At 45.0% G+C, this 6,218-nt stretch carries 5 protein-coding genes and 1 pseudogene; 2 read left to right on the top strand and 4 right to left on the bottom strand.

What is annotated here, in order from left to right; all coding sequences use genetic code 11:
* Positions 1–102: 102 nt before the first annotated feature.
* On the top strand, positions 103–1,326 hold the full coding sequence (chlP, locus tag F6K46_RS20570) for a geranylgeranyl reductase (RefSeq protein ID WP_366510765.1): 1,224 nt from the start codon (positions 103–105) through the stop codon (positions 1,324–1,326).
* 135 nt (positions 1,327–1,461) lie between these two features.
* On the opposite strand, the gene F6K46_RS20575 is transcribed toward chlP, so the two are convergent.
* Together F6K46_RS20575 and F6K46_RS20580 are read right to left on the bottom strand one after the other, a co-directional pair.
* Positions 1,462–2,199, bottom strand: coding sequence for a response regulator transcription factor (locus tag F6K46_RS20575; protein ID WP_070394338.1), 738 nt, complete (start codon positions 2,197–2,199; stop codon positions 1,462–1,464).
* Positions 2,200–2,531: 332 nt separating this feature from the next.
* Complete coding sequence (locus F6K46_RS20580) at positions 2,532–3,353, bottom strand: fatty acid desaturase (RefSeq protein ID WP_070394339.1); 822 nt, start codon at positions 3,351–3,353, stop codon at positions 2,532–2,534.
* 76 nt (positions 3,354–3,429) lie between these two features.
* On the opposite strand from F6K46_RS20580, the gene F6K46_RS20585 reads away from it, so the two are divergent.
* Positions 3,430–4,665 (top strand): methionine gamma-lyase family protein, encoded by a 1,236-nt coding sequence (locus F6K46_RS20585; protein ID WP_293062410.1) that lies wholly within the window; start codon positions 3,430–3,432, stop codon positions 4,663–4,665.
* Positions 4,666–4,718: 53 nt separating this feature from the next.
* Here F6K46_RS20585 and F6K46_RS20590 read toward each other — a convergent pair whose 3' ends face one another.
* Together F6K46_RS20590 and F6K46_RS20595 are read right to left on the bottom strand one after the other, a co-directional pair.
* Positions 4,719–6,011 carry a tetratricopeptide repeat protein gene (locus F6K46_RS20590; RefSeq protein ID WP_293062370.1) on the bottom strand — a complete coding sequence of 431 codons (1,293 nt, stop codon included), beginning with the start codon at positions 6,009–6,011 and terminating at the stop codon, positions 4,719–4,721.
* A gap of 43 nt (positions 6,012–6,054) precedes the next feature.
* Positions 6,055–6,218: pseudogene (locus F6K46_RS20595) on the bottom strand (IS4 family transposase); the annotation flags it as partial.

The raw sequence follows: 6,218 nt of genomic DNA on the forward strand, positions 1-6,218 counted from the left end.
AAGGTGTATTGCAACTTGACCCCAAATATTAGGGAAGGTTCAGATCACAGGAAAGTCCATGATAGTATGCTTTCCGTAGCTTAAAAAACCATGGGAGAAAACATGCCAGCACTAAGGGTTGCAGTAGTTGGTTCGGGACCAGCAGGCTCTTCTGCTGCCGAGACGTTAGCTAAAGCAGGAATCGAAACCTATTTGTTTGAGCGTAAGCTGGACAATGCTAAGCCCTGTGGTGGTGCGATTCCACTATGTATGGTGAGTGAGTTTGACCTGCCACCAGAAATTATTGACCGGCAAGTGAGAAACATGAAGATGATCTCACCGTCTGATATTGAAGTTGATATCCATATAGAAAAGGAAAACGAATATATTGGGATGTGCCGTCGCGAGGTGCTTGATGGGTTCATGCGCAATCGTGCGGCTGAGTTGGGGGCTAACTTAATTAATGGCACCGTTTATAAACTCGATATTCCCACCAGTAACTCTCAACCCTATACCATCCATTATTCTGACCATTCTGATGGCAGTGTCAAGGGAATCCACAAAACCTTGAAAGTAGATGTGGTGATTGGAGCTGATGGAGCAAATTCCCGGGTTGCCAAAGCAATTGATGCTGGGGATTACAATTATGCGATCGCATTCCAAGAGCGCATCAGTCTGCCAGATAACATGATGAATTACTACCAAGACCTGGCAGAAATGTATGTGGGCAATGATGTCTCTCCTGATTTCTACGCTTGGGTCTTCCCTAAATACGACCACGTTGCCGTTGGAACCGGCACTATGAGGGTAAACCAATCCCTGATCAAAAAGCTACAAGCAGGGATTCGTGCCCGTGCGGCTAAAAAACTTGTGGGTGGGAAAATTATCAAAGTGGAAGCCCATCCTATTCCTGAGCATCCCAGACCTAGACGTGTAGTTGGTCGGGTAGCTTTGGTAGGTGATGCTGCTGGAACAGTCACTAAATCCTCTGGAGAAGGGATTTACTTTGCGGCTAAATCAGCTCGCATGTGTGCTGAAACCATTGTGGAAACCTCTAACGGTGGTAGCCGTATCCCCACAGAGAGTGACCTCAAGCTTTACCTGAAGCGCTGGGATAAGAAATACGGCATGACCTACAAAGTCCTAGATATTCTACAACGAGTTTTCTATAACTCCGATGCTAGCCGAGAAGCCTTTGTAGAGATGTGTGCTGACAAGGATGTGCAGCGGCTGACTTTCGATAGCTATCTCTATAAAACCGTTGTACCTGCTAATCCTCTTATCCAAATGAAGATTACAGCGAAGACAATTGGTAGCTTGTTGCGGGGCAATGCTTTGGCTCCCTAGAACTTGATCTATTTCTGGTCAGAAGTAGCCAACTGAGTAACGGTGAGAAAGCTTACCCCCGGCTTAAGGGCGGGGGCTTTCCCATCTAGGTTAACAAAGTCGATTTGTAGTAGCTCTGACATCACCAAGTTCATCCTAGGCAGTCGCCGAATTCACTTCTAGGGTCTTTTCTGTATTGGGCAACTCTAAGCAATAACCTGCTCCATAAACGGTTTTGATGTACTTAGGATGGCGGGGATCAGGTTCTAGCTTGGTTCTCAGGTGACGAATATGTACTCGAATGGTTTCGATATCATCGTCAGGGTCATACCCCCAAACCTCTTTAAGGATTTCGCTGGGAGAAACAGTTTGACCATGGCGCTGGAGTAAACAGTGCAGTAGTTCAAACTCCAGATGGGTCAGTTTCACGGTTTTATCAAACCAAATCGCCTCAAACCTTTCTGGAACCAGGGTCAAAGGACCATAGTTCAGGATTTCCGTATGCTTAGCAGCTTGGGGAATTCGGTCTGTGCGCCGTAGTAATGCTCGCACTCGCGCCAGCATTTCTTCGAGTTCAAAGGGTTTGGTGAGATAATCATCGGCACCAGCATTAAAGCCTTCTACCTTGTCTTGGGTTTGACCTAGGGCAGTCAACATCAATACTGGAATATCGGAAGTGCGTTCATCCCGACGTAACCGTTGGCAGACGGTGAAACCATCTACCTTGGGTAGCATCAAGTCTAACATAATCAGGTCTGGCTGCAGTTGCAGAGCTAGAGCCTGACCCTTGATGCCATCCATTGCTTGACTAACATCGTAGCCAGCCATCTCCAAATTGATGGTGACTAATTCTGAAATTGCGGGGTCGTCATCGATGACCAGTATCCGGGGCATCACTAAGGAGTTGTTGCTAAGGTGTATCCGTTAACGTTCGATAAGAACAATTTGAGATTAGTAACAATACTTATACGATTATAAAGGCAGACTTTACGTTTTTTGTAAACAAAAGCTAAGAATTTTTAAGATTTTTTAATTTTACCAGAAACTCCCTAAACCTCAGTGCTAGAGTCATAAGTCCTGAGTAGACAGGATAAATCCATGGTGCTTGCACTGTGGAAACGGGAGTATACTCTGCTGCTCAGGAGGTTTTACCACTAAGCCGCCCTCAGAACTGAATCCGCTCGGCAATCACCAGGGTAGTACTCAAGGTACTACCCTAGGGGAACTTACGTCTGTTCAGGACTAATCAGTTTCACGTTTTTGGCTAAACCCAGCTGTTGTAGGAACTGAATCGTCATCCAAGTCAGGTCAATTTCCCACCATTTAATGCCATGCCTTGCAGAATACTGATAAGCATGGTGATTGTTGTGCCAGCCTTCACCATAGGTGAGTAGGGCTACCCACCAACAGTTTTTTGAGCTATCTTTAGACTCATAGGTGCGATAACCAAATTTGTGAGTAGCACTGTTGACAAACCAGGTACAGTGAAACACAAGCACTAGGCGCACAAAAATCCCCCACACCACAAATGGCCAGCCACCGAGGGCATACAGCAACAGTCCTAGAACCACTTGAATAAGCACAAAATACTTGTCCAAAAACTGATAAACCCGATCTTCAGAAATATCTTTCGTGAATTTAGGAATGTCCTGATCAGCAGGAATTTTATGCAACATCCAAGCCATGTGACTCCACCAAAACCCTTGATGGGAGTCATGAGGATCCGGTTGGGTGTCAGAGTGCAAATGATGGATGCGATGTAGTCCTACCCAATCGATCACTCCTCCTTGACAGGAAATGGTACCACATAAAACTAGGAAGTATTCTAACCACTTGGGTGTCTGAAAACTGCGGTGGGTCACTAAGCGATGCCATCCCAGAGTTACCCCCAAGCCCCCTGTCACCCAGTGGAAAAAGATCATTAAGCCCACTGCTGTCCAGTTAAAGTTGCTCGGAAGTAAGGCAAACAGCGCTGCTAGGTGAATAAAGGCCATATAGGTAATAACGACCCAATCTAAACGAAGATTATCTGAAGTAGCAATTGTCATGCAGTAAGTCTAATAGGATACAAATTGTAATAACCCGCTCTCTTTGATCTAAAATTTCGAGGCGCGAATTTTGGGAATGAACAGCTCTCAAAGGCTGCAAGCAGCAGAAAAAGCACTATTTCCGATCTTTTATGGTATTGACACCGCCGTCAAGCAAAATCTCAAAAAGGTACTGAATTCTTTTCGAGCACATCGTGTAGGAGTGCATCACTTTGCTAGTGTTTCAGGCTATGGCCATGATGATTTAGGACGTAAAACTCTCGATCAGGTATTTGCTGATGTCATGGGAGCTGAAGCTGCCGCTGTGCGCGTACAATTTGTGTCCGGAACCCATGCGATCGCATCTTGCCTGTTTGGGGTATTGCGTCCTGGTGATGAAATGCTAGCGATTGCCGGTGCCCCTTACGATACTTTGGAAGAGGTCATTGGTTTACGGGGTGATGGTCAAGGTTCCCTAATAGAATTTGGGATTCGTTACCGCCAGTTGTCCCTAACTAGTGAGGGAAGTTTAGATTGGTCAGCCTTGGCAACAGCGGTAGGAGAGAATACCCGCCTGGTTTTCATTCAGCGTTCCTGTGGGTATTCTTGGCGAAACAGTCTTTCACTATCAGAAATAAAAAAAATTGTCAAGCTTGTCAAACAACAAAATCCTGATACTATCTGTTTTGTCGATAACTGTTACGGGGAATTTGTAGAAGAGCAAGAACCGACAGCAGTAGGAGCAGATTTAATGGCGGGTTCCTTGATTAAAAATCCTGGGGGGACGATTGCTACGGCTGGAGGCTATGTCGCTGGAAAAGCTGACTTAGTTGAAGCGGCGACCTGTCGTCTAACTGCTCCAGGGATTGGTAGTTCAGGTGGGGCGACTTTCGATCAGAATCGATTGCTGTTTCAAGGATTATTCCTAGCTCCCCAAATGGTTGGTGAAGCCCTCAAAGGGAGTCATTTAATCGCTCATACTCTTTCAGAACTGGGTTATCCGGTCAATCCCCCACCGATGCTACCCCGTCGGGATGTGATTCAAGCAGTTGAGTTGGGTTCAGCGGAAAAATTAATCGCTTTCTGTCGAGCAATACAACGGCATTCTCCGGTAGGTTCCTACCTCGACCCTGTACCAGCGGCAATGCCTGGTTATGAGAGTCAGTTAGTGATGGCTGGGGGGACTTTTATTGATGGCAGTACCTCAGAATTTTCTGCCGATGGTCCGCTCAAGGAGCCTTATATTGTGTTTTGTCAGGGAGGAACCCATTGGACTCATATTGCGATCGCATTAGAAGCTGCCATTGAAGCCATCGGAACACCTGATAGCTGATAGCTGAATGCTTTCTTGTCGCTAGTGTTATCAATATTTAATTTATTATAGCGCTATCGTTCTAAATCCTTGATCACCTTCTCCCAATACCACTTTTCTGGCATTCCTGGGTATTTTCCTTTAGCCAAGTCAAGTAGGCGTGTTGCGATATCCGATTGTCCTCCTACCAGTCTCAGTAGTCTTTGTTGCAACTCCCTACTAGGTTTGGCATTTGATGGTGCTTGTGATTCTTGATTGCTCGACCCCTCGGTCAGTTCTAATGGCTGTAGCTGTTTGAGTTTATCGAGTAGTTTCCGATAATTAGTCCAGTCTTGTTGATCGAAATACAGATTTGCCGCTTGTTGATAATCTTCAAATGCTCCCCGTAGATCCTCAAACTTTTCACGAGCGGTTGCCCGATAACGATATGATTGAGCATCATTGGGTTTAAGAGTAATAACTCGGGAATAGTCTTCGATGGCTTGCCGATAGTCTCCCATCTGGATATAGGCATTACCCCGATGAATCAAGACATCCCGATTTTCCGGATTGCTTTGTAGTAACTTGGTCAAGTCATCAATAGCTCCCCGGTAATCTCCCAGTTCAATGCGGACTAATCCTCGATGGTAAAGGACCTGAGCATCTTGGGGATTTAGTTCCATAGCTTGACCAAGGTCTTGAATTGCTCTGCTGTAATTACGAAGTTTGCAGTGAACAATACCTCGATAGCAATAGGCTTGAGCATTTTTGGGGTCAACCTCAAGCAGCCAGTTGAAATCTTCCAAGGCTTCTCGGTACTTCCCTGTGTTAACTTTATTTATTGCTTGATGGCAAAAATCGTTAGTCTGCGCTCGACCCAACGCTAGTATTTGCTGTTGTTGAATTTGATTGATACTCTCAAGACAACGACGACAATTTAATTTATCTTTTTGCTCTAGGTAGAGCTGAGCTGCTTGTTTAAATGATGCGATCGCAGCCTGATTATCTCCTAACTTACGGTAGGCACTACCTTGAAGCTTACAAGCAGCAGGCTGGTTAGGATTAATTTTAAGTATTTGATTGGCATCTTCTATTGCTCCAGTGGCATCTCCGAGTGCCAATCGAGCCAAACCCCGCCCGAAATAAACTTCAATACTTTCAGAATTGATTTGTAAAGCCTGAGTATAATCGGCGATCGCGCCTTGTTGATCCCCTAAGTCAAAGCGAGCCATAGCTCGTTTATAGTAGGCTTCGGCGAAGTTCGGATTAATCTCTAAGGCTTTATCAAATTCCTCAATTGCTTCGTTCAAGTCTCCTTGACGAATTTTATCTATTCCTCGGTAGTAAAACTCTGCTTCCATTGCTTCTGACTCTGAATCAACTACCATTCTTACTTTAGTTGCTTTATTACTGAGGGGGCGACGAAATAAGCTAAAATGCAGATTCTATAAGCAACCTAGCCCTTATACCTCGTTGATAATACTTTCGTTTATTAGGATTGAGTCTCATTAATTCGGTTACTAATTCTAGACAACAATCCTTAAACTTTACCCAGGTTTGACCATATAAACCAATGTAAAAACTGCTATGTCTCC

It is taken from the genome of Moorena sp. SIO3E8 (assembly GCF_010692445.1).
Lineage (GTDB): Bacteria > Cyanobacteriota > Cyanobacteriia > Cyanobacteriales > Coleofasciculaceae > Moorena > Moorena bouillonii.

What these genes read in the sequence shown, in the direction of transcription:
- chlP (WP_366510765.1), top strand. Translation starts at nt 103, where the DNA reads ATGCCAGCACTAAGGGTTGCAGTAGTTGGTTCGGGACCAGCAGGCTCT.
- F6K46_RS20575 (WP_070394338.1), bottom strand. Translation starts at nt 2,199, where the DNA reads ATGCCCCGGATACTGGTCATCGATGACGACCCCGCAATTTCAGAATTA.
- F6K46_RS20580 (WP_070394339.1), bottom strand. Translation starts at nt 3,353, where the DNA reads ATGACAATTGCTACTTCAGATAATCTTCGTTTAGATTGGGTCGTTATT.
- F6K46_RS20585 (WP_293062410.1), top strand. Translation starts at nt 3,430, where the DNA reads ATGAACAGCTCTCAAAGGCTGCAAGCAGCAGAAAAAGCACTATTTCCG.
- F6K46_RS20590 (WP_293062370.1), bottom strand. Translation starts at nt 6,011, where the DNA reads ATGGTAGTTGATTCAGAGTCAGAAGCAATGGAAGCAGAGTTTTACTAC.